The sequence below is a fragment of the Clostridium sp. C8-1-8 genome (assembly GCF_009928445.1).
Classification (GTDB): Bacteria; Bacillota; Clostridia; order Clostridiales; family Clostridiaceae; genus Clostridium_AR.
Genome location: NZ_JAABNO010000036.1, coordinates 1 through 26,178 on the forward strand (window position 1 = coordinate 1; position 26,178 = coordinate 26,178).

30 protein-coding genes and 1 other annotated feature are annotated in these 26,178 nt (G+C 30.1%); of the genes, 9 read left to right on the top strand and 21 right to left on the bottom strand.

Annotation, left to right across the window (positions count from 1 at the left end; translation table 11 throughout):
• Positions 1–104: 104 nt before the first annotated feature.
• The 4 genes from GXK57_RS23185 to GXK57_RS23200 are packed head-to-tail and all read left to right on the top strand — an operon-like array spanning position 105 to position 2,904.
• Positions 105–572: an RNA polymerase sigma factor gene (locus GXK57_RS23185; RefSeq protein ID WP_160680389.1), complete on the top strand. Its 468-nt coding sequence runs from the start codon at positions 105–107 to the stop codon at positions 570–572.
• Positions 573–574: 2 nt separating this feature from the next.
• Positions 575–901 carry a hypothetical protein gene (locus GXK57_RS23190; protein WP_160680390.1) on the top strand — a complete coding sequence of 109 codons (327 nt, stop codon included), beginning with the start codon at positions 575–577 and terminating at the stop codon, positions 899–901.
• Positions 873–1,736, top strand: a complete 864-nt coding sequence (locus GXK57_RS23195; RefSeq protein ID WP_160680391.1) for an ABC transporter ATP-binding protein — start codon at positions 873–875, stop codon at positions 1,734–1,736. The genes GXK57_RS23190 and GXK57_RS23195 overlap by 29 nt, the downstream gene beginning before the upstream one ends.
• A 4-nt stretch (positions 1,737–1,740) precedes the next feature.
• Positions 1,741–2,904 carry an ABC transporter permease subunit gene (locus GXK57_RS23200; protein ID WP_160680392.1) on the top strand — a complete coding sequence of 388 codons (1,164 nt, stop codon included), beginning with the start codon at positions 1,741–1,743 and terminating at the stop codon, positions 2,902–2,904.
• 780 nt (positions 2,905–3,684) lie between these two features.
• Here GXK57_RS23200 and rfbD read toward each other — a convergent pair.
• The 4 genes from rfbD to GXK57_RS23220 form a co-directional block, all read right to left on the bottom strand.
• Positions 3,685–4,563, bottom strand: coding sequence for a dTDP-4-dehydrorhamnose reductase (gene rfbD / locus GXK57_RS23205; protein WP_160680393.1), 879 nt, complete (start codon positions 4,561–4,563; stop codon positions 3,685–3,687).
• A gap of 61 nt (positions 4,564–4,624) precedes the next feature.
• Entirely contained in the window at positions 4,625–5,140 is a 516-nt protein-coding gene (locus GXK57_RS23210; protein WP_160680394.1) for an NUDIX domain-containing protein, read from the bottom strand.
• Positions 5,141–5,200: 60 nt separating this feature from the next.
• On the bottom strand, positions 5,201–5,494 hold the full coding sequence (locus GXK57_RS23215; protein ID WP_160680395.1) for a hypothetical protein: 294 nt from the start codon (positions 5,492–5,494) through the stop codon (positions 5,201–5,203).
• A 34-nt stretch (positions 5,495–5,528) separates the two neighbouring features.
• Positions 5,529–5,771, bottom strand: a complete 243-nt coding sequence (locus tag GXK57_RS23220; protein ID WP_160680396.1) for a hypothetical protein — start codon at positions 5,769–5,771, stop codon at positions 5,529–5,531.
• Between the two features lie 225 nt (positions 5,772–5,996).
• Here GXK57_RS23220 and GXK57_RS23225 point away from each other — a divergent pair, with 225 nt between their 5' ends.
• Complete coding sequence (locus tag GXK57_RS23225; RefSeq protein ID WP_160680397.1) at positions 5,997–6,341, top strand: hypothetical protein; 345 nt, start codon at positions 5,997–5,999, stop codon at positions 6,339–6,341.
• Positions 6,342–6,448: 107 nt separating this feature from the next.
• Here GXK57_RS23225 and GXK57_RS23230 read toward each other — a convergent pair whose 3' ends face one another.
• The 6 genes from GXK57_RS23230 to GXK57_RS23255 form a co-directional block, all read right to left on the bottom strand.
• Entirely contained in the window at positions 6,449–6,919 is a 471-nt protein-coding gene (locus GXK57_RS23230; RefSeq protein WP_160680398.1) for an NUDIX domain-containing protein, read from the bottom strand.
• A gap of 182 nt (positions 6,920–7,101) precedes the next feature.
• Positions 7,102–7,281 (bottom strand): DUF1737 domain-containing protein, encoded by a 180-nt coding sequence (locus GXK57_RS23235; protein WP_160680399.1) that lies wholly within the window; start codon positions 7,279–7,281, stop codon positions 7,102–7,104.
• Between the two features lie 177 nt (positions 7,282–7,458).
• On the bottom strand, positions 7,459–7,830 hold the full coding sequence (locus tag GXK57_RS23240; RefSeq protein WP_160680400.1) for a four-helix bundle copper-binding protein: 372 nt from the start codon (positions 7,828–7,830) through the stop codon (positions 7,459–7,461).
• A 390-nt stretch (positions 7,831–8,220) separates the two neighbouring features.
• On the bottom strand, positions 8,221–9,192 hold the full coding sequence (locus GXK57_RS23245) for a DUF5808 domain-containing protein (RefSeq protein ID WP_160680401.1): 972 nt from the start codon (positions 9,190–9,192) through the stop codon (positions 8,221–8,223).
• Between the two features lie 328 nt (positions 9,193–9,520).
• Positions 9,521–10,066: a hypothetical protein gene (locus GXK57_RS23250; RefSeq protein WP_160680402.1), complete on the bottom strand. Its 546-nt coding sequence runs from the start codon at positions 10,064–10,066 to the stop codon at positions 9,521–9,523.
• Positions 10,067–10,229: 163 nt separating this feature from the next.
• On the bottom strand, positions 10,230–10,811 hold the full coding sequence (locus GXK57_RS23255) for an NUDIX hydrolase (protein ID WP_160680403.1): 582 nt from the start codon (positions 10,809–10,811) through the stop codon (positions 10,230–10,232).
• A gap of 476 nt (positions 10,812–11,287) precedes the next feature.
• On the opposite strand from GXK57_RS23255, the gene GXK57_RS23260 reads away from it, so the two are divergent.
• A complete protein-coding gene (locus GXK57_RS23260) occupies positions 11,288–12,127 on the top strand; it encodes a M55 family metallopeptidase (protein WP_160680404.1) in 840 nt (279 codons plus the stop codon).
• Positions 12,128–12,134: 7 nt separating this feature from the next.
• Here the strand turns inward: GXK57_RS23260 and GXK57_RS23265 are convergent, their stop codons facing one another.
• From GXK57_RS23265 to GXK57_RS23285, 5 genes are all read right to left on the bottom strand, one after another.
• Complete coding sequence (locus GXK57_RS23265; protein ID WP_160680405.1) at positions 12,135–12,656, bottom strand: DUF6886 family protein; 522 nt, start codon at positions 12,654–12,656, stop codon at positions 12,135–12,137.
• 28 nt (positions 12,657–12,684) lie between these two features.
• Entirely contained in the window at positions 12,685–13,284 is a 600-nt protein-coding gene (locus GXK57_RS23270; protein WP_160680406.1) for a DUF986 family protein, read from the bottom strand.
• A gap of 99 nt (positions 13,285–13,383) precedes the next feature.
• Complete coding sequence (locus tag GXK57_RS23275; protein ID WP_160680407.1) at positions 13,384–13,959, bottom strand: GNAT family N-acetyltransferase; 576 nt, start codon at positions 13,957–13,959, stop codon at positions 13,384–13,386.
• Positions 13,960–14,011: 52 nt separating this feature from the next.
• Entirely contained in the window at positions 14,012–14,473 is a 462-nt protein-coding gene (locus tag GXK57_RS23280; protein WP_160680408.1) for an N-acetyltransferase, read from the bottom strand.
• A gap of 100 nt (positions 14,474–14,573) precedes the next feature.
• Positions 14,574–15,293 carry a metallophosphoesterase family protein gene (locus GXK57_RS23285; RefSeq protein ID WP_160680409.1) on the bottom strand — a complete coding sequence of 240 codons (720 nt, stop codon included), beginning with the start codon at positions 15,291–15,293 and terminating at the stop codon, positions 14,574–14,576.
• A 1,111-nt stretch (positions 15,294–16,404) separates the two neighbouring features.
• Here GXK57_RS23285 and GXK57_RS23290 point away from each other — a divergent pair.
• A complete protein-coding gene (locus tag GXK57_RS23290) occupies positions 16,405–17,094 on the top strand; it encodes a GntR family transcriptional regulator (protein ID WP_160680410.1) in 690 nt (229 codons plus the stop codon).
• Positions 17,095–17,309: 215 nt separating this feature from the next.
• Here GXK57_RS23290 and GXK57_RS23295 read toward each other — a convergent pair whose 3' ends face one another.
• The 4 genes from GXK57_RS23295 to GXK57_RS23310 all read right to left on the bottom strand — a co-directional run bounded on the left by GXK57_RS23295 (position 17,310) and on the right by GXK57_RS23310 (position 21,142).
• The gene (locus GXK57_RS23295) at positions 17,310–17,816 is read right to left on the bottom strand and encodes a hypothetical protein (RefSeq protein WP_160680411.1); all 507 of its coding nucleotides are present in this window, start codon (positions 17,814–17,816) and stop codon (positions 17,310–17,312) included.
• 96 nt (positions 17,817–17,912) lie between these two features.
• Positions 17,913–18,479 (bottom strand): carbonic anhydrase, encoded by a 567-nt coding sequence (locus tag GXK57_RS23300; protein ID WP_160680412.1) that lies wholly within the window; start codon positions 18,477–18,479, stop codon positions 17,913–17,915.
• A 77-nt stretch (positions 18,480–18,556) separates the two neighbouring features.
• Positions 18,557–20,077, bottom strand: a complete 1,521-nt coding sequence (lysS, locus tag GXK57_RS23305) for a lysine--tRNA ligase (protein WP_160680413.1) — start codon at positions 20,075–20,077, stop codon at positions 18,557–18,559.
• A 260-nt stretch (positions 20,078–20,337) separates the two neighbouring features.
• Positions 20,338–20,589 (bottom strand) — a binding site (T-box leader).
• A gap of 199 nt (positions 20,590–20,788) precedes the next feature.
• Entirely contained in the window at positions 20,789–21,142 is a 354-nt protein-coding gene (locus GXK57_RS23310) for a ligand-binding protein SH3 (protein WP_160680414.1), read from the bottom strand.
• A 446-nt stretch (positions 21,143–21,588) separates the two neighbouring features.
• Between GXK57_RS23310 and GXK57_RS23315 the strand changes: the two genes are divergently transcribed.
• The gene (locus GXK57_RS23315; RefSeq protein WP_160680415.1) at positions 21,589–23,832 is read left to right on the top strand and encodes a hypothetical protein; all 2,244 of its coding nucleotides are present in this window, start codon (positions 21,589–21,591) and stop codon (positions 23,830–23,832) included.
• Positions 23,833–24,037: 205 nt separating this feature from the next.
• Here GXK57_RS23315 and GXK57_RS23320 read toward each other — a convergent pair whose 3' ends face one another.
• On the bottom strand, positions 24,038–24,478 hold the full coding sequence (locus GXK57_RS23320) for a YiiD C-terminal domain-containing protein (RefSeq protein ID WP_160680416.1): 441 nt from the start codon (positions 24,476–24,478) through the stop codon (positions 24,038–24,040).
• Positions 24,479–24,666: 188 nt separating this feature from the next.
• A complete protein-coding gene (locus GXK57_RS23325) occupies positions 24,667–24,915 on the bottom strand; it encodes a TIGR04076 family protein (RefSeq protein ID WP_160680417.1) in 249 nt (82 codons plus the stop codon).
• Between the two features lie 321 nt (positions 24,916–25,236).
• Here GXK57_RS23325 and GXK57_RS23330 point away from each other — a divergent pair, with 321 nt between their 5' ends.
• Positions 25,237–26,163 (top strand): AEC family transporter, encoded by a 927-nt coding sequence (locus GXK57_RS23330; protein ID WP_160680418.1) that lies wholly within the window; start codon positions 25,237–25,239, stop codon positions 26,161–26,163.
• Positions 26,164–26,178: the final 15 nt, after the last annotated feature.

The window sequence follows — 26,178 nt, forward strand, 5'->3', positions numbered from 1 at the left end:
ATAATTATGCATTTTCATGTTGGAACTTTTCAACATTTTGACGTTGACATTTACATATAGACTTGATTCAAAGCTTTAAAGCCGGCAATAATGAAAGCTTTGAATTGTTAATAAAAAAGTACCGAACAAATGCTATAGCTTTTGCATTTAAGTACACAAGAGATTCCTTTATTGCAGAAGATATTGCTCAAGAAAGCTTTGCATATATTTACGTAAATATTGATAATTACAAAGAAAAGTACTCCTTTAAGACCTATCTATTTACAATAATTAAAAATAAAAGTATTGATTTTTTAAGAAAAAAAACTTTTTTACCACTAAACGAAGATGTTGATACCATATCATCCTTTGATGTGGAGGAAGCGATAATTTCAAAGGAAACAACCAATTTAGTTAAAGGAAAGATTAATTTATTAAAAGAAGATTATCAAAGAATAATTTACTTAATTGAATACGAAGGTTTTAGTTATGAGGAAGCTGCTAAGATTATGGATAAAAATCTAGGCCAAATAAAAATATTAATCTATAGAGCTCGAAAAAAATTAAAATTATTGCTTGAAGGTGAGGTATAGCTATGGACGAAATAAATAAAATTGACAAAGATTTTATAAATGGTGTATGGAAAAAAGTCCGTGTTCTTGAATATGAAAAAAGAGAACAAGATTTTATAAAGGAAAATAGAAAACTGCAGTTTAAAGAAACTGTTAGATTAGTTCTAATTATTTCTATTCCAATGCCTTTTATTTTTATACCTTTGCTGATTTTAACAAAACTTGCACTATTTCCATTAATACTAACTGGCATATACTTACTAAGTGCAAGTATATTTTATGAATACCTGCAAACCTCTAGCAATTTAAGGAGGATTATAAATGAAAATAGAGATAAAAAACTTATCTAAAAAATATGGTTCTAAGCATGCTTTAAAAAGTATAGATTTGGAGATACATCAAGGTATGTTTGGGCTTCTTGGTCCAAACGGTGCTGGAAAGACCACTCTTATGAGAATTCTGACTACTTTAATTAAAAAGAGTGATGGTTCAATAGCTATTGATAATATTGATATAGGAGAAAAAACAAAAATTCGCTCTCTTGTTGGCTATCTTCCTCAGGACTTCTCTATCTATCCATCCATGAGCGTATATGAAGCTATGGACTACTTAGCTATACTTTCTGGAATAAAGGACCGAAAGTTTAGACATGCAAGGATAAATGAACTCCTAAAAGCTGTAAACCTTGATAAACATATGAAAGTAAAATTCAAAGCACTTTCCGGCGGTATGAAGCGTAGACTTGGAATCGCTCAAGCATTGCTTCACGATCCAAAGATTATAATTGTCGATGAACCTACAGCAGGATTAGATCCTGAAGAAAGAATACGTTTTAGAAATCTCTTATGTGACTTTGCCGTAGATAGAATTGTCATTCTGTCTACTCATATAGTTGAGGATATCGAGTTTACCTGCGAAAACTTAGCAATACTAAAAGATGGATCCGTATTGTATCAAGGAAAAGTTAGCGATTTATTAAAAAAAGCAGACGGTAGCATTTGGAGTACAACAGTAGATCGAAATGAATTGGAAGCATTACGAAGGAAGCATAATATTATCTCTACAGTATCTGAAGGTGACAATATAAAAGTAAGAATTTTATCAGATTGCAAGCCTACCGAAAGCTCAATCTGCCTTAAACCTTCCGTAGAAGATGCATATATGAAGCTTGTAAAGGAGGTGTGATTATATGCTTATATCCCTAGTTATTAAAGAAATTAAATATCAATTAAAAAGCATTACTTTTTATCTTTTCCTAGCAGTTATTACCCTATTTTACGTATCTCAATTTTTGCCGTCACTAACAGACTTTAAAAAGCCAGTACCTGGACAAAGTTATTATGGAAGTGCACCTACTACAAATAAGGAAGATGAAATTAAAGCAGTATATAAGCAGCTAAATCTAAATCTCAATGTAGGTTCTGTTTTAAGATATGGTAAGTTTATTAATAAGATGATTGTTCTTTCAGACTCAGATAAGGAAAATATAAGTAAAGCAATAAAAGCTATATCTCCCAATGGAGAACAGGAAGGCAAGCTAAACATAGTGGTTTCTTATGAGGAATACTTGAATATTGTTAGACATTTAGATAAACAGTTAGGTGGCTCAACAGATTTTGGTGATGAACATAGAAGTATGTTATCCAAAAGACCTATGACATATGAAGAAGCTCTAGATAGGTACAACAAAACAGTGAATATAGACAAATTCTCTAATGCTTCTGCTAGACTTTTCTCGGATTATATGGGAATAACTGCAGGACTTTTTACAGTATTCTTATCTGCCTTTATTCTAACTAGAGACAAAAGAACAAAAGCTTATGAGGTGATCTATAGCCGTTCAGTTTCCTCTGCCACATACATTATGTCAAAGTATATTGCTATGTGCATATGCGTTTTCTTAGGCTACCTTATACTGGCTTCTTACTCAACCTTTATAACTATTAAGATATCATCTTTAAATAATTATCCTATAGATTATCTCTCCTATTATAAATACACCTTTGTTTGGATACTACCTACCGTATGCTTTAGTAATGCACTAGCTATGCTGCTTTCAGCTATTTTTAACAACGGTATTGTTGCTATAATATTACAATTTGTAATATGGATAAATTCATTATTACCCCTAATTGGAGACTATAGCTTATTAAAGCCTATTATTAGATTTAATTCACTGGGGCGTTACGATGAATATATATCCTATGCTAAAGCCATAGAAATAAATAGAATTTTTTACTTAATATTATGCTTAGTAGTGGTCTCCCTTAATATATTAGTTCATTCTATGAAGAGAGGTGCAAATGATGGTAGCCTTAAAAAGCTCTTTAAGCTTCATAAAATACAACATTAAGATAAGTTTAAATCTAAATATTGCTGCAGCTCTAGTCTTCATTTTATTTCTGCCTTTTATCTTTAGTTTTAAATTAATAGATCTTTTTAGTATGGCTAAAATAAGCGAACTCTTCATATCCATAACCGGTATTATATTGTTTCCTTATTTAAGCAGCTTAGATGAAGTAGATAGTACTTATGAGGTTACATTTATAAAAAGAATCCCCTATATCTATGCCTTTTTAACTCGCTTAATTTTCATTGTTTTATTTAATCTGATTTTAATAATCTTTGTAACTACCATAGCTAGAGTACAAGACGCTGACTTTCCCCAATTAGAATTCACCCTATCTATACTAGTAACTTGCTTAACACTAGGCTTAATCGGCCTCACAACAACTCTACTAACCAATAATGTTGCTGCAGGCTATCTCCTTTCCTTTAGTTATTATGCCTTTGAGTTTTCCACTAAGGGCCAATATACAAAAAGCTTTTACCTTTTTAGTCTGCTATCAAATAGCTATGCTGAAAAGTTACACCTTTTAGCATTAGTAATATTATTACTCGTTATCGATATAACGATAATTTTAAGGAAAAGCTAAGATTGCTGGTGATGTTTAAGGGTATTCTTGAAATTAAGTGGTTATGAAGAAGATGCTATATGAACAAGCAATTATAATTAAATGATTTTTTGCACAAGCTCATCTAAACATCTGAGAACTGACCACTTAATTTCAACAGGATACTTTAATAAATCCTTAAATTCAAACTTTATTACGAAATGGTAGCTCTGCATGTACTAAATTATATTATTTATAAATACCTTTAGAGCCTCTTCATAATGCCTCATTTCATCTCCTACTGTAAGTCTAAGATTACAGTTATCAAGAGACGAATAAGTTGGTCTTTTCACTTTACTCTTATACTCCTCTGAAGTGCATGGTATAACCTTACAATTAATTTTACTAAACTCCACTATCTTACAAGCAAACTCATACCAGGAGCATTCACCATGTCCTGCACAATTATATATCCCATAATTTTCAGTGACTAAAAGCTTTAAAATATGGTGTACTATATCCTGCACATTAGTTGGATTACCTCTTTGGTCTTTTACTACTTTTATTTCATCATTATTCATAGCTAGATTTAATATTGTATATACAAAGTTTTTGCCATTATACCCATACACCCAAGCTGGTCTTATTATGAAATACTTAGAACAGAGTTCTTTTACAAAGTCATCACCCATTTTCTTACTTTTACCATATTCGCTCTTTGGTAAAGCTGTATCGTACTCCTTAAAGGGTTTATTTCCTTCTCCACTGAAAACATAGTCAGTGGATATATGTACTAGCTTAGCAGAAATTCTTTCACAAGCAATAGCTAAGTTTCTTGGACCTAATGCATTAACTTTAAAGGCCTGATCATATTTTTCCTCAGCAGCATCAACATTTGTAAATGCTGCGGCGTTTATTACAACATCTGGATTTATTAACGCTAATTTGTCCATTACTTGCTTCATATTGGTTATATCTAACTCCCTGGAATTGAATCCAAACACCTCAGCTTCTTTCAGTTCATAAGATATGTTCCCTAGTTCCGTAGCCCCTTTCTCAAACGCTTTTACTACCTCTGAGCCCACTTGTCCACCTGCTCCAGTTATTAGTATTTTCATTATTTTTTACCTTCCTTCTTACTGTATAAACAATCTTTTATTACCCATGTACCTTACAGTGCTAAAGTAAAAACTTATCTCTTATTTCTTTTAAAGCCATAGTTTCTCTTGATACCCATGGATTTATATCTAGATTCTTTTCTAAAAGCTCTTCATTTGCCGCTATAGCATAGTCAATATCAACAAATTCTGGTCTAAATTCCAGTTCAGCTTCGTAAGTATCCAACTTTTGCTCCAACTTCTTATCCTCTATTTTGCAAAGATAATAATGTGAGGTCATTTGAAAAATGCTGCTTTTATCATATATATCATAATTTCTTTCTGTAATAATTCCAATTTTATCTTTAACATAAGAGAGGATATACCCGGTCTCTTCTAGTACCTCTCTGGTTAACGTTTCCTCATGACTTTCTCCTTTATTAGCTCCACCACCTGGAAACTTATAATCTCCCTTATTATTGCCAACTAATAAAACTCTTTTCTCCTCTATAATCACAGCTCTTATTGCCTCTCTTTGAATTACCTTAAACTTTTCTATATGTATTTTATCAAGCCCTAACTCTAAACTGAAAAACATTGATTTTCTTCCTTTCATATATGTAGGTTATATGCCTTAAACTCAACTAATGAGCTAAATTCACTTATTATACTTACTATTAATTATCATTTCAGAAATCCTGTTTATCAGCACTAAAACAGTACTTATAAGACCTACTTCTTCTCCATCTAGTATATCAAATAGAGATAGTAAGCCTAATATTATAAACAGCAATCCTGAAGATAAATCTGATATAGTTTGTACGTAAATATATTTAATGCTTTTATCTTCTTCATTATCTCTATAAATCATAAAGTCAGTATGATAAAGAGAGATAAATATAATCAGGAAACCAAGTCCTATTATCACTAAACTAATTATAATTTTAAACATATGTTGACTCACTTTGTTTAATTATTCTTATGCATTACTTTTCAGTAATCCCAATTACAACTTGAAGAATTCCTACTATTAAGACTGCTAAAATTGAAGTAGCTAACAATACTGTTGTAGACATATTATTAGAAACTAAATCAACCACAACTAAATTTATAATATACTCTAATAAAACTCCTAATAAGGGACTTGCTATAATAATTGCTATACCTAGATTTATCCTAAAATACCTATTAAGTTTAATATCTTCTTTATTTTTTGCATTTTTATTCATTTATCCATCCCCTAATACATAACATTATAACATTAATATACTTTAATAACTTAATTTTACATCATTTTTAATATTATTGTAATCATCTTTTCTTTAAAATCATTTATAATAAAAAATATAATGTATACGTTGTAATTTGTTAAAAGTTACATAAGTCATAATGTATTAACATTAAATTTAAATTTCTACTAAGAAGGATTTAAAAATAAAATTAGGGGTGACACTATGGTGAAACTAAAAAAAATCTCAATATTTATTTTATCTTTCATATGCTTCTTAATAGCTATAAATGAAATTTCTTTTTTTATCGATAAGTCAGAAATAGACAAGGGAAATACCCCTGTGTTTATACTTAAGAAAGATATCTATAAGGACGGCGGTACCACTGTTTATTATGGTTTAGGATACCAAATAATATCTTGGAATCAATATAGTAAGCAGAGCATCAATGGTATAGAAAAAGACGGAACCTTAAAAGGAATAGAAACTCATAGATTTCCATTTTACAACAATGTAATACATGGTGGTAAACCTTCGATACAATTAGAATTTGCAGAGGGAACTTTTTAACTCTTCCCTCTGCTTATTAATTAATAAATATATCTAAACTCACTTAAATTTTTCCTTACAAAAGTATTAGGAGCCTTCTAATAGATTTTAGCTTTAATATTACAGCTTTATATTCTATTTTCAAATTCTAAGCTTACAGCCTGTCTTACTGCCCAGCTATGATATTCAAGCAAAAGCATTTTTATACATTCTTCTGGATCAAGCCAAATTAATTCATGATCTTCTTCAACTTTTTTATCAGTAAAGTTCAGCAAATCTACTATATAGAAATGACCTATACCCTTAAGCTTTCTTTTTGTTCTAGATTCATGATAAAGGATAGCTTCTCCGATATAACTTTTTATACTTATCTCGTAACCTGTTTCTTCAATGAATTCTCGCTTAACGCACTGTTCATAATCTTCATTTACTTCCAAACCTCCACCGGGCAGGAAGTACTTATCTATCTTTTTTATTGTTCCAACCTTACCTTCTTTATTAAAAGTTATGCCATATACACCAATTCTATCGGTATATTCTACTCCATAAAGTTTTTCTCCAAATACATTCTCTTCCACCTCAATATGCTCATTTTTCATATTATCAGCTCCTTTCTTTCTTAATAAAACCTAAGCTTAATACTATAATCTATTTTCTTACTATTATAGGGAACCAACTTCAACTATTAATTTATACATGCCATAAAATCCCCAGAAGCCGGGATTTTATAACAAGTATAAATTAAGTTTTCATATAGGTTCCCTATAAATTAAAGCTATGATTATTTTTTATTATCCTCTTCAAGAATTACTGCTTGTGCTACTATAACATCAGTTCCATTAAAAGTACAAGAAGGTGATCCGTATAACTTGTACCCTTCATTAAGCAATTCAGAAATCCTTTTGCAAAAGCTAGAATCATCTTTTCCTGTAATCAGTCTATATCTTAGTCTATCTTCCATAAAAACCTCTCCAATTCATGGTATTTTTATATAATTATACTCTAAATTTCTTCTAAGTTTAATAAAAAATAACTTCAGACAAGTATAGATTGTAGAAGTATTCAAGCTTAGGTTAATAGGACAAAAATTGCTGTAGTAAAGAAACCTACAGCAATCTAAATCTTACTTTTATTAGATTTACATATTAATCATGTTTGTACATTCAGCTGCACATTCACTACAAACATGAGCACAAACTTGACAATGTTCATCCTTAAACTCTCTGCATTCATTTTGACATTCTTGACAAACTGAAGCACATAGCTGACAAATTTCCTTTGAAAACCCGCTTCCTCTTGCCATAAGACAGGCTGCTGTAGAACATATTTCAGCGCAATCTTGAAGAGTTTTAATACATGTTCCTCTAGCTTCCACATCTGCTTCTTGAAGACACATACTAAAGCATTCTTGACAAATTTGTGAGCACTTTACACATAAATCGATACATTTCTGAGTAGGATTTCCTCCTTGAATTAGAGATATTACTGGCACTTCTACTGTTGCTGACATATTATCTTCCTCCTTTGTATACATATAATTTGTTAGCGAACTTTTTCACATCTGCCTTTTCTCAAAATATATGAAGCTATTCTGTCATACTTGTTAATTTCTCTTTTTTATTCTTTAGTCTTCATACACATTAAGGCATTACAACCATACTCATCCGCAACTTTACTAAAATATAATTTCCTAAAAAAACAAAAACTTAGCATTAATATGCCCATACAAAATTAAAATTCCCTTTAGCCCTTTTAAATATTCCAATAAGAAAGTATCTACAGCGAATTTCTGCCGCGACTTTTCCAGTGAGCTTTCCTAAACTTTAAAATAGAAAACTCTAATCATATCGAAATAGACAAATTCAATATAATTAGAGCTATGCTACAATATTTAAATAAACTATTTAATTTGAGCCTTCAGTTTGTCATAGATATTATTAGTTTTAATCGTGTCACTTTCATTATAAATGATATAAGAATCTTTAAGCTTTATAAGTATATACGGAGATTTCTTTTTGAATATGAATAACTTTCCTGTACCATAAGAATTTACATTAAACTCTCCTCTTGCATAACTTGAAGTTAATGCCCCGTCTATCTTGCTCTCTATAGGAACAGTCTCAATCAGTTTTATATCTTTTATATCTGTTGAGTTAAAAACAGTACTATAAGCAAGATCGCTTACCTCTATTTTATCTCCATCAATACTTATAGATGGGGTATAAAAATCTGTAATTAGAAAAAATATAGATAATCCAGTAACAGATAATATCGCTAAGGCTAAAGAGGTTAAGCCAATTGCTCTTCCTATTTTATTGCCTAAGTTAAGAGTCTTTCCATTACCAACTCTCTTTGGCACTATAATGCTAACATCATTAGGATTATTGTAATCTATGCCATTTGGCCACAAATCATCTTCATCACTATAAGTATGTTCTCTTTTATCACTTTCCTTTATTTGTTCTGATACATTAGCTTCATTTAATTTGTTATCAGCAATCCAATTGTTATCTTGTTTTAAAATCTTCAGTTTTTTATTGGCCGAATATACAACTCTTCTTGAGGCAATTAAAATGAATGCTATCCAAGCAAAGAAATAAGTAATTACAAGTGATGGATATCCTTGAAAATCTATCTTAAGAAGCAATTCTGGAACAAATAACACCGTTGAAACCACAGCTAGAGAGTTTATATTCTTGTTATACGAAAGTTCTATCAGCTGTACACTATTATAATTCATCTTATCCTTTGGTAAGGTCACTCCTAAAATAGTATTATTACTGGGATCTAAGGCAGATTTTAAAGCTGCTAAAATTGATATTAAAAATGCCAATTGAACCAAAAGAAATATTATAAATACTATATTACTCATAACTTCATCTCCCAAAACTTAGCTTTATTTAAATATAGCCTTTTTCAGGTTATTTATAAAATACTGATAATTTATACTAAATCATCCCTTACTAACCACCCAAATTCAATAAAGTACTTTAGAATCTTCCTCATTTGAATTAACCTATCATTACAGATGTCTTATGTATCTTTCATAAATATAAATTAATATTATTATGTATATTAATATTTACCAATCTGCCTAAAATTATTATTATTTTTTTATTTACTTTTTCAAAATTCACAAATTCAAATGGAATTCTATTTTGAAAGCCAACATAATTTCTAATAAGAGATTTTTAAACTGTTTATAAAGAAGATCCTTTATATACAAGGTTGTCATTATCATCATAATAATCATAAGTTGCTATCACATCTCCTATTGAAAGAGAATTATCAACCACACAATATCCTATTGCATTTCTATTTCCTTTAAGTGTTACCTTATATGGTATATAATCTATCTTTACTACTACTTTAGTAATTCTAGGATTATCTATCTTTCCATAATAAATAAGATACTTTTTGTTATCCTCTTCTACTACTTTAGCCTTTTCGCTTCCAAAATAACTATCTGCAGCCCTAATTCTATATCTGTTAAATGTTTTAAAATCCATCCGTAGTAAAAACAATCTATTATCCATTTCAGCTAGCACATACCTTTTACTGCCTAATTCAATAGAACTTAAAATTTTCACTTGATCATCTTGAGAATTTTTATTTATAAAATTTTTAATTCCTTCTTTTGCTGCATCACTATCTGACATATCCACAGTAATTGTAAAATAATAAATTACTACAAGAACAATTGCTATAGGTAAAAAGAATAAATATTTTTTCTTTGGTCTTCTCATTTCCACTCCTTGTAAATACTTCTAACTAGTAAGAAAAACCTTCAAATTATACTAGTTATTTATTATATTCAATATTCATTTAAATATGTGTTTAATATTTACAAATTAAATCAGAAAACTATTATTACCCTCAGATAGTAAAAAGAATAGAATGAATCTACTTTTATACTAAGCCAGATTTATTGGCCATTCTCTTTGCCGCCATAATTAGCTTGTTGTATAGATAAACATCTTTTTCATCGAAAAATTTTTTTGTAAACTTTTCTATAGAGAACCACTCTACTCCGCTGTTCTCATCTTCTTTTATAATTAAGTTCTCCTTTTCATCTGCTATAAGTATATAGGCAACCGAAAGATGAAGATGTCCGCTAACATAGTTACCCTTTTTTACATGTCCATAAACCGGTAATATATCCAGTGAGGCAATTTCACTTGATAAAGCAAATACACTATTTATTCCAGTCTCTTCTTTTGCTTCTTTTATTGCTACATGTAATAGATCACCATCACCATCAGCGTGCCCACCAGTCCAAGCCCATGTATTTCTTATATTATGGTGAATCATTAAAACTTTACTAAATTCTTTATTCATTATAAAACCTGAGCTTGTTATGTGCGCAAATTTATTATCTCTGAGTAATATATTGTCAGGAAATTGTTCTATATAATCAATTATTACCTTTTTATCTTGTACCTCTTGTTCATTTTTAGGAACATAGGAAAAAATATCTTCTTTAAAACTCATATCAAATATCTCCTTAAATTTTCTAAGTAATCAACTTATATGTGCTTATACCTTTATGTAAGCATATGAATATCTTAATTCAACACAATGTTTAAAAGTATTGTTGAATATTACCTAATTTATAAAAGCATTATACCCTTTTAACATACTGAATTCAATATTTTACAAGCTATTGACTTTATACGTCCCTTAGAAAACTAATAACTCTAATATTTAAGAAATTATTTAGAACACTATATATAAAATCATACTATAGTCTCTTTAACTTATAAAAACTTTTCTATAAATATGATATAATTACAGATATATTTTACATATTAACTCAGATTATCTATAAATTGTATTGTAGACTTTCTATGTAAGGTTCATACATATTTCTGTTATAAAGAGATATTAATAGAATCATATTATTTCTTTATTTAGCTATAATAAGAATTTTTCTCTAAACTATATTTATCTTTCAAGAGGTGATAAAAATGAATAAACAACTCATTCTAATATTGGACATGGAGGGTGCCTCAGGTATTTTTGAAGAAAACCGTCTGGCTATGCTTCACGGCAGTGATCAGTGGAGAGGTTACGGAAGAGAATGTCTCACTTCAGATACTCTAGCAGTATGCGAGGCTGCTAATGAATTTGGAATTGATGAAATATTGATATATGATGGACATTTTGCAGGTAATCCAGAACATAATATATTACTAGATAGATTACCAGCCAATGCAAGATTATTCGATACTCCCGATAGATGTTTTTATTGGAGAAGAATAAGAGGACAGGCTGCTTCACAGCCCTTCGGACTAATAACAATAGGACAGCATTCAAGAAATGATGAAAAAAGCGCTTTTTTCCCACACACTATTCAAAGTCCACCAATAAAAGAAATACTTTTGAACGGAATGCATATTGCTGAGATAGGTTTTTCGGTGTTAAGCTTTTATGATACTAAATACCTAGCTAACATAGGTTGCAAAGCTTCCATGAAGGAAGCTAAAGAACTTTCAAAAAATGTTGCAACAATTGTGGTTAAAGATAAAGATTTAAACTACAAACCTTCTTATAAAGAAACCTACAATATAATAAAGGCTGGAGTATTAGAAGCCCTTAAGAATAAAGAAAATATAGAAAACACAAAGATAGAGCCACCTTATCATTTTTCTATGTCATTAATGGATGGTTTTCACTTTGAAATACCTAAATACTTCAGTTGGAAGGGAACCTTTAGTAATAACACTTCAACCTGGGAGGCCCCATCCATAGAAATTGGACTAGAATTATTTGACTTCGTTAGAGAATATATATCAAAAGATGTTTAAATATTTTCTATTTGCGCAATTGGGCGTATCCCATCCTACACATTGACCAGTTTAGTGTGGACTTAACGATATCATCTCTTAAGTCCCACAGGTTTTCTATGATTCTAATCTCAACATCCCTTTTAATTAATTCGTCAAATAAATTGGTTAGTACATGCTTTTGTATAGGAACCTGCTCCACTTCACTTACATAGTAACCAGCTATTTCATCCTGAAGGTAAAAGTTAGAGCTTTCAAATTCATAAAGATATAAAGTAGTATTTTTCATTACTTCAAACCACTTATGTTCTATAGCGATTACATGACTACAAGTATTAGATGAAAAATATCTCTTAACATCTTCCTCACTGGATCTTTCTGTTTTATGATATGTAACTCTAGGACAGTTTCTAGGAGTTAAAAAATTAGGTAGACATTGTTCATTTATTGCCCACACTAACCCCTTACTATTATCTAGATCTGTTCTACTAGGAATTCTAGGATAAAAAACTTCAATGTTACTCTCTTCACTTACATGAAATAACCTCATAATATAATCTCCTCCAATAATAATTGAATTACCTTTTACACTTTAGTTTTAAAAACTCTTCAATATCCTTTTGCTGCTCTTCATCACAGTAGAAACTAGCTGTATTCTCCAATTCAATACCTAAGCCTTTTTTTGTTATATCAAACTCTACTAAGCAATTATCACCGATTTTGTAATTTCTAATGTTCTCCCAACTGTGATAAACCCCCCAGTTGATTATTCCATTCTCTCCAATACAATTTTCACTTAAAAAATGAAACGCCTGATTTGCAACAAGCATAAGCATTAAAATACATAATGGTAAACTACTAATATCTTCAGAAAAAACGCTAATGAATAGTTCAATGAAAAAAAGGACTATAAAAAATATTAATATAGCCTTAAGTCCTTTTTGGGTCTTTGCTACTAGCTTGAACTTACTTTCACCAAGATTTTTCCTTATCATAACTGTACTTATAATATCCCACATAATGCAGACCATAGCTATGCTTGAAAATATCAAAGCTACTATTTTAAAAATATTACTTTGTCCTTTTGTTGCTAATTTACTTATAACTATTCCTGGAATTACACCAGCCAAGAATATAAAACTTCCTAGAATTAATAATTTTTTTTTCCATTTACTCATTTTTCTCTCCTATACTACACTTATGTATTAGTTTCTTAAATAATTGTTCACTACTAAAAGTAAGCTCTGTTAAAGTACCGTGTTGAACACAGCCTAAAATTAAAATGTATTTATAAATTTTATCTTATCAAGCTTAAAAGTCAGCCCATGATAGACTTGTCCATCAAGATTAATGGAATTAAACTCTCTTTTAGCAAGTTGGAATCCTAGTTTTTCAGCTAACTTTATCATTCTATAGTTGCCTGACCAAGTTTCAGTATAAATATTGTCAACATCCTCCGTTTCAAACTTGTATGCTATAAACAAAGATAGGGCCGCTTGCCCTAACTTTTCTCCTCTATAGCTTTGGTTAGGTATATCAATGCCTACTGCAAGCTTTGAAATATCACCATTTATATAGTATGAAGATACCCAACCTATGTGGTTTCCGTCAGATTTACATATCTCAAGTCTTCTACGGCTTCTAGGAATCTTAGAATGTAATCTTAATTTCAGACTTTCTCTTAGTTTATAAACATCAACTTTTTCTTCTTTCTCCCAGGGAGAATCCCAATTCTGCCATTCAATTTCCGTAGTATTCCAGATAATATAATCATCTATATCAGCTTCACACATATCTCTAAGCCAAACCTTATTATTATGTAGTTCAAAATAATCAAGTCTTTCTGTACTCATAAGATCACCTCTTAATAGCATAATATACTTTATTAAGACTCATATTTATTGTCTATGGCTTCAATTTCATCATAAGATGCTCATTTACATCTTTTCTATAGAAGCCAGGTATTTCTCCTACCTCTTCATAACCAATACTTTCATAAAGTTTTTTTGCTTTTTCGTTAAAATCAGCTACCATAAGGAATATCATACTATCCTTCTTAAAAGTAGCTTTTTCAAATTGATCTATCAAGTTTCTTCCTATACCTTTTCCTCTATAACTCTCTTTGACCGCAATTATATGAAGATAGGTATGAATACCAAAAGCTCCATATCTCTCATACCAAATAAACCCCAGGCAATTACCATTCTTATCTATAGCTACATCTATTTCTTTATTTTTAAGGCCTGCTAATAACATCTTCTTCGGGTCAAAACTTTTAAAATAGGTATCTCCTATCTCAGAATTAATCAAAGCCTCATAACAATCGTCTAAATGAATAGTCTCACCTTTTATAACACCAATATCCATAAATCATTATCTCCCTTTGGAAAACCTTTAATTATTGTTCTTTACACTAAGTATAGCTTTCCCCTATTATGGCATATTTTTATACTACTTATGGATTGAATTAAGGCCTATAAACCTGTCCATAATTTAATTCATGAAAATACTTTTCAAAATTAGGTACTTTTGCTTCTTTTGCATCTTTTATCGCTTTCTCAACATCGTAAGGAACTCTTACTAAGGTAAATGAAAGTGGAGCTTCGTTTTTTTCATCAAGCTTTCCTTCCAGTATTCCATATGAAGCTTGTGATACCTGTAGTGGAACACCTACACTCCCAACATTAACTAGAGTCTTTTGATTAAAGTTTTGTATGTATGCAACATGTATATCTCCATATATTAAGATGTCACATTCCTTAGCTTCATCTTTCGGTGGATTAAAAAGCACTAATTTCTCTTCAACAGTACAATTGGACCTAATCCTCAAAAAAACGTCATTTGGTGCTGCATGACAGAGCCTCACTAACTTTCCGCTTACGTAGAACTCAACATATAAAGGTAATTGCTTCAAAAAACTTATTTGATCTTTACTCAGCCTAGTATTGTTCCATTTCATTGTTGCATCATCTGCTACTTCTGCAACCAAGTAATCCCAATTACCTTTTATAACAGTTTCACAACTATTCTTTATAATATCAACTACTTCCTTTGGACTTGCTCCCTTTCCAACTAAATCACCTAAGCATATGATTCTAGAAATTCCTCTTTCCTTTATATCTTTTAATACTGCTTCTAAAGCAGGCATATTACTATGTATATCTGATATTATAGCTATTCTATCCATTTTTCTTCACCTCACATTACTACAATATATATTTTTTTACAATAAATTGCAAGATTATTATTAGTAACTAATTAAATCAAAGGTCATACTTTCCTTGATGATACTGTTAACTAGATTTTTAAAGAATCACAATTTACTTGTATAAATTACATTAAAAAAACTTCTATAAAAAACATGGTAATTTTATAATATATTTCTGTCTAAAGTGGTGCAGCTTTAAATACAGCTAAAATTTCAACCATTATTAATTTATGTTAAATATAACTTTTTTTTATTTACAAAGAAGGATTTTAAAGTTACATATAGAATATATATATCGTGATAATATTCCATATAGTTACAGGGGGTGATTTAAAGTTTACAACTTATAGCCACTTGTCATAACTTTAACTTTAAACTAACATTACAATTCCTTTTAAGCTTCTTAAGCTTAGGATAAGAAACAACAGACATATTAATATCAAGGAATAATTGCATACATTTCTTTGACTTTATAAAAACCAGCTAAAATTTCAATTTATAGTTTATCAGATGTACAATTAATGTAATCACCGTATTTTCAATTTTCTATCTCCCCCCAGAAATAGTTTTGAAAATAATAATTCAATTGTACATCTTCATCTCCAATAACCAAATTTATAGATAGACAAAATATAATAAAGACATAAGCTTATAATTTTTAGTGGCTTATGTCTTTATTAATATTTAGTTTTTCATATCTTAGTAATAATTCATATATTCTTAAAAATAAATCCTACTTTCTTCTAACTTTCCTCGCTTTATTTCAAAAGCATAAATAAATTCTCAAATAACTTCAAAATACAAAATTTTAAAGTTACAATATATATGTATCCTTAAGAAAACTTAATTTATAGATGTTTGGTAATCTCGAATTTTGGGGGCTATCAAGCATGGATAAATTTATAGTGTAAGTTAGATAACATAGTAATATAAGCAACTTTATATATTAAATTAATGAACTTATAAATAGATAGAGATTACTTATTTTATTCAAACATTATAATTACAGCATATTAATTTAACCTGTCCATAGAATATTTATTTATATATAATTAATGTCTTATACAAGCATCATATAGGAGGATCTATCTTGAAAAGTAAAGAAATCATTGATGACATAATAAGAAATATAATATCTGGGGATATACCTGCTAATTCTAAGATGCCATCTGAGGCGCAGCTTTCAATAAAATACGATTGCAACAGGCATACAATAAGAAAAGTTATAGATCATTTGATAGAAAGAAGTTATCTAATAAAAAGTTATAGTGGCATTACCTATGTCATGGATATCACTGAATATGACAATTATAATTTCTTTATTGGTTCACTATCTGACAGACATAAAGCAAATGAAATAAAAACAATAGTACATAAATTCGAACTAATAAATCCATCAGAATCAATTTGCGATCATCTTAATATCGACAGCGGCTCAAAGGCATGGCATATAATCAGAATCCGCTATGTAAACTCTACTCTAGATCATATCGAGGAAATTTATATGCCTTATTCTATTTTTTCAAACCTTACCAAAACAGACTGTGAATCCAGCTTATTAAATTATATAGAATCTCAATATGATTTTAAGATTAGCCACGGAATTAGAAATATAAGTGCCATCACATTATGTGATGAAGAAAGCAGACTACTAGATCTCCCTACTAATACCATGGTTATGCAGATTGCCAATACCGGATATTTAACAAATGGACGAGTATATGAATATTCTTTATCAAAGACAAGAGAAAATAAACTTACATATTATTGTAGAAGATAGTTTTAGTAATAGACTAAGCTTTCATATCATGAATTAAAACTATACGCGTTATAAAACCATGCATAAGTATTTTATAAATGCAATCTTTTTAACTAGACTGCATTTTAAAATCATATAATATGCATGGTTTTATTCATAAATTTATATCTTTAAACTATCCTATCAGACACAACTAGGGGGTTGAAAATAGACTTCGGATTGAAGTGCTACATCTATCATTTTCCTGCAAACATACCTGCTCCATTATCACCTTTGTAAGGAATCGCATTCTTTACTGATATGTTATATATCATAACTTTATATTGCTCTTTTTTAGGAATAGGATTCTTGAAAGTTAATGTAAATTGCGAGTTAGCCCTATTAGTTGCTTGTATTTTTACCAAATTATCATTAAGGGTATTTTGCTCAACGGCTGTTTCATTCTTTCCAATAGTGGCAATTCCTTTAGGAATATCATTTTTTAAATCTTGTACGCAGTAATTAGCAGGATTCTCCCCTAAGTTTTTATCTACAGCCCTATCAAAAGTTATCTTAATTTTGTTTGAAGCAACCTGCTCTGATTTTAACAATATGGGTATAGGGTATCTATCTGCATAGTTCCTTCTTACTGGAGATAATGTAAAGTTATCTTCTGATTGCCAATCAATAGCTTCACATTGAATTGGTCCTACACTCAATATTAATGTTAGTAAAATTAAAAAGCAGTTTATTATTCTTTTCATATTTTCCCTCCATAATATATCCAATTTAGGTATTATGAAGTTATATTTCCCATATAAATGAAAATTATTACAAAAAAATATTAATAAAAAATCTGCTTACATATATTCATATCCATTGACTACAACATCTAGTTTTCCAGTCTCAGGATCTATTATAAGGCCATGAACCTTTATGTCTTTAGGTATCAGAGGATGTTTCTTTATAATATCTACGCTTTCTCTAACAGATTCCTCTACAGAATTAAAACCATGTAGCCACTTTCTCACATCTATTCCTGAATTACTTAATGTATCTATTACATCTTCAGATATTCCTCTTTCCATAGCTTTTTCTAAAGTTTTATCTACATTTAAGTTACTCATACCGCAGCCATGATGACCTATTACTAAAACCTCATCAGTTTGAAATTCGAACACAGCAACTACAATGCTTCTTATGATACTACCAAAAGGATGCATAATGGATGCCCCTGCATTTTTTATAAGCTTAACATCCCCGTTTTTTAGGTTTAGAGCTTTTGGTAAAAGTTCAGTAAGCCTTGTATCCATGCAGGATAGTATAACCAACTTCTTATTAGGATTTTTTGTAGCTCTATATTTTTCATACTCTTTATCTTCAACAAAAGCTTTATTAAATTCTAATATTTCTTCTAACTTACTCAAAATCAACCCTCCAAGTATTTATAATATTTTAGTCAATTATACCATAATCGGTTTGTTGATTCTAATATGATAATTTTTTATCTCTTGATCAATGGAAATGCGATAACTTCTCTTATTGTACTAGTTTCTGTTAAGAACATTATCATTCTGTCAATTCCTATACCAAGTCCCCCTGTAGGCGGCATTGCAGTATCTATAGCTACAGCAAATTCTTCATCCATTGGACTTGCTGTTTCAAGTCCAGCTCTTAACTTCGAAGCTTGCTCTTGAAGTAGTATTCTTTGTCTTAGTGGATCATTAAGCTCTGAATATGCATTGCCAAGCTCAACTCCATAAGCATATGGTTCAAATCTTTCAATCAAATCAGGATTTTCTCTATGAACCTTACAAAGTGGGGAAGATTCTTTAGGAAAGTCTATTACAAAAGTTGGTTGAATTAACTTCTTCTCTGAATACTCTTCAAATAATGTAACTATTAACTCACCTTTTGAAGCTATTTCCAAGTTAAGACCTTCTCTTTGTTCTTCTTCTAATAGTCCTTTTTCTAAAATCTCCTTAACAATCTCTTCTTTAGTAAGGTTGTCAACATCAATATTTGTATCTTGCTTTACAAGATCACACATCTTTTCTCTTTTCCAAGGAGCCTTAAAATCAATTTTTACACCTTCATAGGTTATCTCTGTAGAACCATTAACTTTATTAAAAACATACTCGTACATATTTTCCATAAGTTCCATCATATCATTGTAATCAGCATAAGACATATAACACTCAAACAAGCTGAACTCTGGATAGTGGGTCCTATCTATACCTTCATTTCTAAAAGCTCTTGCAAAAGTATAAACTCTCTCTATTCCGCCAACAATTAATCTCTTTAAGTATAGCTCAGGAGATACATTCATATAAACTTCACAGTCCAATGCATTGACAAAGGTTGTGAATGGCTTTGCTTCTCCTCCACCATACTTAGTATCTAGTATTGGAGTATCTACTTCAATAAACTCTTTTCCTGCTAAGTATTCTCTTATTGCTGCTATAGCTTTAGAGCGGTTTATAAATCTTTGCTTAACCTCTTCATTCATTATCATATCTAGAGATCTATGACGTTGCTTCAAATCTGCGTCTTGAATACCGTGATATTTGTCTGGAAGTGTTCTAATAGACTTTGATAACAATTCAAACTTTGAAGCTCTAACTGTTATCTCACCAGTTTGTGTCTTAAACACCGTACCTTCTACACCAATGATATCCCCAATATCTATAAGCTTTAATATATTATATACTTCAGCCCCAAGTATCTTTTTGCTAAAAAACACTTGTATATTGCCCTTTTCATCTATGATATTGGCGAAAGTCGCATTGCCCATTCTTCTCATAAGCATTAGTCTTCCGGCCAAATTAAACTCTTGATCTTCAGCTATTTTTTCAAAATTATCTATGATATCCTTTGTATGAGTTATTGCTTTATAGTTATATGGATAAGGATTAATTCCTGCTTCCTCAAGTTTATTCAATTTCTTAATTCTTTCTACAACGTATTCGTTATAATCAGGCATTACCTTTTCCAAGTTTTGTACTTCTTCAAATTCTTTATACATCTTCGTTACCACCTTTTTAAATTTTGCGTCTTAACTACAGCTCATTAGAATCAAATTCATCACAGCTGCAGTTTTTAACACTCTTTGCGCAGCTGCCTTTTCTAAACCTACGTAAAGAAACACTGACAGCCTAATAAGATTCTTGTTTTTACTGTTTACCCTAAATAGCCGTTGTAAAGACCTGATATTGCTATGTTTAACTAGCAAAAAAATATATTTTTTTATAAAACAAAAAAACTCTCACCTCCAAGATTATTAATCTTGAGGACGAAAGTTATAAATTCGTGGTACCACCTCAGTTTATTTATATGTTGCCATATAAACCTCTTCAAGTACATAGTTAAATATACTCTATAACTTTAACGGGTTATACCGTCGCAGCCTACCTCTAATACTAGACTCAGTGCGAAACTCTGAGACCTTCTTCAATAAACAATTCCTCGCTCATTCTCACCAAATAGAGCTCTCTGTACATTCATAAGTTTATTTACTCTTCTCTTCATAGTCTTTATTTAATTATATATACTATTTTTTCAATTTGTAAACACTTTTTTTATCGTAATCTAAATTTCACTTACGCTTCGACCTGACCAGTGCTAGTCCTTACAACATAAATTTAATCAATTCAAATTATTTATTCATGCCATTTTACAAGGTCTTCTAAATATAATTTTATTACTATATGCTAATGTATTAAATAATTGTGTGTAATCATTTCAATGCTTTCAATTTCTCTTTAGGAAGCCAGCCTGCTTCAGTATCCTCTAATCTCTTACACCATATCCATCCATTTAGCTCAATAGTTCCTTCAACAATATCACCTTTGTCTTCATTAAGCTCTTTAGCAGAATAATCTTCTAGCAAAACCCCTTCGTCGTTTTCTATCTGAATTAGTTGCTCAGGTGCCCAGCCTTCGCTAGTATCATCCATAGTACGACAATAAGCCCAATTTATCCAGCCATCCCCCCAATTAGACCTTCTAACTAGCTTAATTCTTGTCCCACTTTTAACAATAAGTGGCTTATGATTTTCATATCTATGCTCCTCAATAACCTCAAATCTCATTTAAAAGTCTCCCCTTTTACTCATCAAATTTCTAATAATTCAAACAACTTTAAATATGGAATGTTCATTAACCTCCTTATAGCACCTCAAGATTTTATTAAATATATTTAAGCGTGAAATAGTATTTATATATATGTATCCACTTCATTGATAACTTATATTTTCAAGATGTTATCTCTATAGCCGGAGAAGCTTATAAAGTTGATTCATCATCTAAACAAACATCTTTTTATTCACATTTTTTTCACAAATTCAATAAATATCTCACCCATTATAGTTAATTATAGCCAAAATAAATTAATATACCAATACTTTAATCGATTTCTCTACTATTTAGTGTAATTTAAATAAATAGACATGTTTGTATGTCGATGTTATTATTGGTGAATAAATTACAATTCATCAATTAATTTAATTATACTTTTTACATCGAAAGGGATAAAGCAATGAAGACATTAATTAACTCAATTAAGAAAAAGCATGAAAATGCTATTAATTCTATGAACAACTACTTTCAAGGTACTCTTGTAATACCAAAAATTACACTTACATTATTAATTTTAGCAATAGCACTTTCACTTCCCTTTGGTAGCATTAAGGGAAAAACAAGCCTAGTTTATGCTTTTGTAATTTTTGTACTAGCCTTATTAGTTATATTAGTTTTATCATTGATATTTAGATTTACTAGATTAGTACTCTCAAGTATAACAAGGGCCTTACTTCCAATAATATTTGTAACGTTTATCATATTAATGTTTTATTTGAACTATGTGCTTTATGCAAGTCCATTACTTTCTATAGTGATTTCTATTATAGCGATACTTGTAGAAACAACCTTAGGACTATCAATCGGAGTATTAGTTAAAAAGAGATTCAAAGATCTAATATCGTGGATACTTTTGATAGCTACCTTTTCTTTAAATATAGGTTTAGTTTATTACCTTAGAAGTCCTGGAAATGATGACAATAGTCTAAACAAGTATATTTCCTCCATAAAAACAAAAAACTTAGAGCTTAATGCTGATGACCCTTCTAAAAATGGAACTTACTCTGTAAAAACCTTATACTACGGTAGTGGTAAAGATAAGAATAGAAATGAGTATGGTAAAGACGTAAATATAAAGACAAACTCAGTAGATTTGTCGCCTTTTCTTGAGAATTATAAAGGCTTAACCTCCTCACTAAGAACCCTTTACTGGGGCTTCGATGATAAGTCCATGCCCGTAAATGGTAGGGTTTGGTACCCTGAAGGAAATGGCAAATTCCCACTGGTTCTTATGGTTCATGGTAATCACATGATGGAAGAATATTCTGATGAAGGTTATAGCTATCTTGGAAATCTGTTAGCTAGTCGTGGATACATTGCAGTATCAATTGATGAAAACTTCCTTAACATGGGTATGTTTATGGATTTAGGCAAAGAAAGTGATGGTAGAGCCTATCTAATGCTAAAGCATTTAGATGCATGGTCCTCATTTAACTCAGATAAATCTAATCCTTTTTATGAAAAAATAGATATGGAAAACATAGCTTTAATGGGACACTCTAGAGGTGGAGATGCTGTTACCACCGCTGCACTCTTTAATACGCTTACCAAATACCCAGATAACTCAGATATATCTTTTAAGTTTAATTACAAAATAAAATCTGTTATAGCGATAGCTCCTTCTTATGGTCAATATAGACCAGCAGATAAACTCACAAAGATAAAAAATGTGAACTATCTACTACTACAAGGGGCAAACGATGATGATGTTTCTAGCTTCTCAGGAAGATGGCAATACAATAACGTTTCTTTTGACAAGGATACTGACTACTTTAAATCTTTACTTTATATATATAAAGCAAATCACGGTCAGTTCAACACAGTATGGGGAGACACAGATATTCCTGGCACCATAGGTGGGTGGCTATTAGATAGAAAGCCATTACTTAAAGCTTCAGAGCAACAAGAGGTTGCCAAAGTATATATCTCGGCTTTCTTAGATACAACATTAAAAAATAATCAAAGCTATAAACCTATGTTTGAAAACTACCAATATGCAAGTAAATGGCTTCCAAAATCAGCCTATATCAATGATTATCAAGACTCAAAATTTGAAACTATTAGTAATTTTGAAGAAGATCAAGATTTAACTACCGGAACCTTAAAAGGTGTTACTTTATCCGGTACAAACTTATCTTTCGCAGAAAAAAATCAAGGTTTTAAAAGGCCTAATAATGCTTTTCAAGATAATTCAGTATTAAGTATTAATCTAAGGAAGTCTGATAGTTCTTATAAAATTGATTTATCTGAAGATGCCTTAAAAGCCTTGCAGCTAAAAACAGATTCAAAGTTGTCTCTTTCAGTGGCTTCCAATGACGAAGCTAGCTACAAAAAAGGTAGTTTTGATGCTAAATACTTTACAATAAAAGCTACAGATAAAAACGGAAACTCAGCTTCAGTAAAGCTTGAAGACTACAACATACTTCACCCTTCTATTGGGTTGAAGATGAGCAAGTTATTTTTCTTTACTCAGGGAAGATTCGGTGGGGACTTTGAACCAGTGCTTCAAGTATTTAATATTCCTTTAAAGGATTTTAAAGCTGCCAATAGCAATTTTAATACTGATACCTTAAAATCAATTGAATTTGTTTTCGATAAAGATAAGCAAGGCAACTTAATGATTGACGACATTGGAATAGAGTAAAAAGTTTATTTACCTAATAAAACTAAGTATTGAGATTAAAGCTATTTATAAAGGACTGTTGAGTATTTTCAACAGTCCTTTATAGTATATTTTCATAATTTCTTTATCATCTCGTATTTCTACATAACTTCAAGTAGAGACTGCTATAATATATATCAACCTCTTTCTACTTCAATAAACCTGCAAAACTTCAGCTAATAGAAAGCTATTTAAAAACAACATATTGTCCTTCATACTCAGCTAATACTGTATCTTCCCTACAACACTTAACTTTGAGTATCAGTCTAGCTTTATTATGTTTTTTGTAAATTTGAAAGAACCTTTCTTTTTCAGCCTCATCATAAAACTCACATTCTGCAGAAAAATCAAAATCTATCGGTGCTTTATAATTAATGCTACTCTTTTGAATAACTATATGAGCATTCTCATCAACAGGTTTTATATTAACAAAAACCATTGCCCAGCCACAAACTGTCATCAAAGAGTTTATGCTGCCTCCAAAGGCTGTAGCCTTATGATTTATATTAGGTTCAAGCTTAGCTGCTATTTTAACTTTAGTATTATTAAATTCCTCTACTGTAAATCCCATTTTTTCTGTTATGGGAATATGATCATATAAAAACTGTTGGAACTCTTGTCTGTCCATAGCTTCCTCCAAACTTTTTAAATATATCAAAATATTAATCTTATATTTCTTATTATCTCCATCCATTTATGGCACTTTTTTAAATATTTATATATCAAAGAATAAACTTAAGATTTCAAATCTATTCTTCAGCTTATCCTTAGTTACTTCTATCAAATTCAAATTTCGCTGACATATTAGTTTTACTATTAATCAACTACTTCTCCAACTATAACAACTCGACCATTATCAGGGCATCTAACTTCAAATTTCTTAGCTTTAATATTTCCGTAATCCAGTGTTCCTCCATTTAATAAGGTATAAACATTGGGATATATACTATTCCAAAGTTCATGACAGATTGGAGGGCAAATGTCTTCCACTATAAAAGTATCTCCTTCTTTATGATAGCCACTTCTGCATTTACTTTCTTTTATTGTTAACTTAACTCTACTCATACAAACTCTCCTTTACATTAAAACAACTATCCTTATACAAACTTATCATATGTAAATTTTGACATATATAATTTTATATTTCAACCTTTACCCATTTCATCTTGTTTTCTGTTATATTTTCTCATAAGTTTATTTAATTAAATTATGTTTTTAAAATAGGATATTAATGAATATAAATATTTGATTTCTTTCATTTCATCTGTAGGAATTATGAAGCTCGTAACAAATAAAATGATGTAAAATATCTATTTTATTAGAAAATCCTTTATAAAAATGTTAATATAATCATAGCACCCACTGCTTGTATACAAGAGGAGTAATATGAATATAAATGTTGTAATTAATCAAATGGTACAATTATTTCTTATTTTAGGCCTAGGCTATTTTCTTAATAAAATAAAGATTTTTGATGATAGTCTAAATCAAAAGCTTAATAAATTATTGCTTAATGTAACCACTCCAGCATTGGTTCTGGCTTCTGTAAGCTCAATTAAGCAAAATAACAATACTAATGAAGCATTATTTGTACTATTAGTATCAGTGATAATCTTCACACTACTACCAATAATAAGTTTTGCTTTAGTTAAGATACTGAGGATTCCCCGACACCAAAGAGGGTTATACATGTTTATGACTGTATTCTCAAATGTTGGTTTTATGGGTTTTCCAGTTATGAAAGCAATTTTTGGAAACGAAGCTGTATTTTATACCTCTATGTTTAATATGATATTTAATATATGGGTATTTACTTTTGGAATAATGCTTATAAATTATGGTACAAGCAATAAAGTTTCCTTAAGCCCAAAAAGTCTTCTTTCGCCAGGAATAATATCTTCAATTATTGCTATTATAATTTACTTTTTAAATATTCCTGTACATCCAATATTAAAATCATCTTTTGATATGGTTGGTAACATAACAACTCCAGTTGCAATGATGCTTATTGGTTCAACTTTAGCAAAACTTAATCTTAAAGAGGTATTTACAGAACTAAGGATTTATCCTTATACAATTATAAAGCAGATTTTAATTCCTTTAGTTTCTTACCCTATTTTAAGATACTTTATAAATAGTCCATTAGTTTTAGGTGTAGCACTTATCAATCTAGCTATGCCTGTAGGAAACATAGCTGTACTCTTCGCCAATCAGTATGACGGCGATGTAGATCTTGCTGCAAAGTCAGTATTTATAACTACACTGCTATCTGTTTTTACAATTCCATTGATTGTAGCTATGTTCTTAACATAACTATAAATAAAGGTG

Excerpts from the sequence above, each read along its gene's own strand:
- GXK57_RS23190 (WP_160680390.1), top strand. The coding sequence starts at position 575 with ATGGACGAAATAAATAAAATTGACAAAGATTTTATAAATGGTGTATGG.
- GXK57_RS23195 (WP_160680391.1), top strand. The coding sequence starts at position 873 with ATGAAAATAGAGATAAAAAACTTATCTAAAAAATATGGTTCTAAGCAT.
- GXK57_RS23200 (WP_160680392.1), top strand. The coding sequence starts at position 1,741 with ATGCTTATATCCCTAGTTATTAAAGAAATTAAATATCAATTAAAAAGC.
- rfbD (WP_160680393.1), bottom strand. The coding sequence starts at position 4,563 with ATGAAAATACTAATAACTGGAGCAGGTGGACAAGTGGGCTCAGAGGTA.
- GXK57_RS23210 (WP_160680394.1), bottom strand. The coding sequence starts at position 5,140 with ATGTTTTTCAGTTTAGAGTTAGGGCTTGATAAAATACATATAGAAAAG.
- GXK57_RS23215 (WP_160680395.1), bottom strand. The coding sequence starts at position 5,494 with ATGTTTAAAATTATAATTAGTTTAGTGATAATAGGACTTGGTTTCCTG.
- GXK57_RS23220 (WP_160680396.1), bottom strand. The coding sequence starts at position 5,771 with ATGAATAAAAATGCAAAAAATAAAGAAGATATTAAACTTAATAGGTAT.
- GXK57_RS23225 (WP_160680397.1), top strand. The coding sequence starts at position 5,997 with ATGGTGAAACTAAAAAAAATCTCAATATTTATTTTATCTTTCATATGC.
- GXK57_RS23230 (WP_160680398.1), bottom strand. The coding sequence starts at position 6,919 with ATGAAAAATGAGCATATTGAGGTGGAAGAGAATGTATTTGGAGAAAAA.
- GXK57_RS23235 (WP_160680399.1), bottom strand. The coding sequence starts at position 7,281 with ATGGAAGATAGACTAAGATATAGACTGATTACAGGAAAAGATGATTCT.
- GXK57_RS23240 (WP_160680400.1), bottom strand. The coding sequence starts at position 7,830 with ATGTCAGCAACAGTAGAAGTGCCAGTAATATCTCTAATTCAAGGAGGA.
- GXK57_RS23245 (WP_160680401.1), bottom strand. The coding sequence starts at position 9,192 with ATGAGTAATATAGTATTTATAATATTTCTTTTGGTTCAATTGGCATTT.
- GXK57_RS23250 (WP_160680402.1), bottom strand. The coding sequence starts at position 10,066 with ATGAGAAGACCAAAGAAAAAATATTTATTCTTTTTACCTATAGCAATT.
- GXK57_RS23255 (WP_160680403.1), bottom strand. The coding sequence starts at position 10,811 with ATGAGTTTTAAAGAAGATATTTTTTCCTATGTTCCTAAAAATGAACAA.
- GXK57_RS23260 (WP_160680404.1), top strand. The coding sequence starts at position 11,288 with ATGAATAAACAACTCATTCTAATATTGGACATGGAGGGTGCCTCAGGT.
- GXK57_RS23265 (WP_160680405.1), bottom strand. The coding sequence starts at position 12,656 with ATGAGGTTATTTCATGTAAGTGAAGAGAGTAACATTGAAGTTTTTTAT.
- GXK57_RS23270 (WP_160680406.1), bottom strand. The coding sequence starts at position 13,284 with ATGAGTAAATGGAAAAAAAAATTATTAATTCTAGGAAGTTTTATATTC.
- GXK57_RS23275 (WP_160680407.1), bottom strand. The coding sequence starts at position 13,959 with ATGAGTACAGAAAGACTTGATTATTTTGAACTACATAATAATAAGGTT.
- GXK57_RS23280 (WP_160680408.1), bottom strand. The coding sequence starts at position 14,473 with ATGGATATTGGTGTTATAAAAGGTGAGACTATTCATTTAGACGATTGT.
- GXK57_RS23285 (WP_160680409.1), bottom strand. The coding sequence starts at position 15,293 with ATGGATAGAATAGCTATAATATCAGATATACATAGTAATATGCCTGCT.
- GXK57_RS23295 (WP_160680411.1), bottom strand. The coding sequence starts at position 17,816 with ATGAAAAGAATAATAAACTGCTTTTTAATTTTACTAACATTAATATTG.
- lysS (WP_160680413.1), bottom strand. The coding sequence starts at position 20,077 with ATGTATAAAGAATTTGAAGAAGTACAAAACTTGGAAAAGGTAATGCCT.
- GXK57_RS23310 (WP_160680414.1), bottom strand. The coding sequence starts at position 21,142 with ATGAGATTTGAGGTTATTGAGGAGCATAGATATGAAAATCATAAGCCA.
- GXK57_RS23315 (WP_160680415.1), top strand. The coding sequence starts at position 21,589 with ATGAAGACATTAATTAACTCAATTAAGAAAAAGCATGAAAATGCTATT.
- GXK57_RS23320 (WP_160680416.1), bottom strand. The coding sequence starts at position 24,478 with ATGGACAGACAAGAGTTCCAACAGTTTTTATATGATCATATTCCCATA.
- GXK57_RS23325 (WP_160680417.1), bottom strand. The coding sequence starts at position 24,915 with ATGAGTAGAGTTAAGTTAACAATAAAAGAAAGTAAATGCAGAAGTGGC.
- GXK57_RS23330 (WP_160680418.1), top strand. The coding sequence starts at position 25,237 with ATGAATATAAATGTTGTAATTAATCAAATGGTACAATTATTTCTTATT.